The sequence below is a fragment of the Pectobacterium betavasculorum genome (assembly GCF_000749845.1).
GTDB classification, from domain to species: domain Bacteria; phylum Pseudomonadota; class Gammaproteobacteria; order Enterobacterales; family Enterobacteriaceae; genus Pectobacterium; species Pectobacterium betavasculorum.
Window position 1 is genome coordinate 1 of sequence record NZ_JQHM01000064.1, and the last position, 523, is coordinate 523.

Annotated in this window: 1 tRNA gene and 1 rRNA gene; both read right to left on the reverse strand. The window is 47.2% G+C overall.

The annotated features are described in order from the left end of the window. Positions 1-198: 198 nt before the first annotated feature. A tRNA-Glu gene (locus KP22_RS21105) sits at positions 199-274 on the reverse strand. A 140-nt stretch (positions 275-414) separates the two neighbouring features. Next, positions 415-523: ribosomal RNA gene (locus tag KP22_RS21110) — 16S ribosomal RNA — on the reverse strand; the annotation flags it as partial.

Here is a 523-nt window from a genome sequence, read left to right on the forward strand (position 1 = left end):
TCCTCGTGCTGCGATTATTTGAGAGACTCATTGACAGACTGATGCATCACGACCCACCCGAAGGCAGTCCTGCATGTTCAGCTGTCATGTTTCAATTTTCAGCTTGTTCCAGATTGTTAAAGAGCAATATCGTAAACATGACTCCGAAGGATCATCTTTACGATATTCGGTGATAATGTCTTTCACTCATTATCGGATTGGCGTCCCCAAGGGGATTCGAACCCCTGTTACAGCCGTGAAAGGGCAGTGTCCTAGGCCTCTAGACGATGGGGACACGAAAAATCCGTACCGAATTAAAAATCCGGCACTATCGCGTCAGCATGAGTCTACACTCATGACATCAACAGGTGCGCTTGCTCAGTATTTTCATCAGACAATCTGTGTGAGCACTTCACTCAACACACATCTTTTTGGTAAGGAGGTGATCCAACCGCAGGTTCCCCTACGGTTACCTTGTTACGACTTCACCCCAGTCATGAATCACAAAGTGGTAAGCGCCCTCCCGAAGGTTAAGCTACCTACT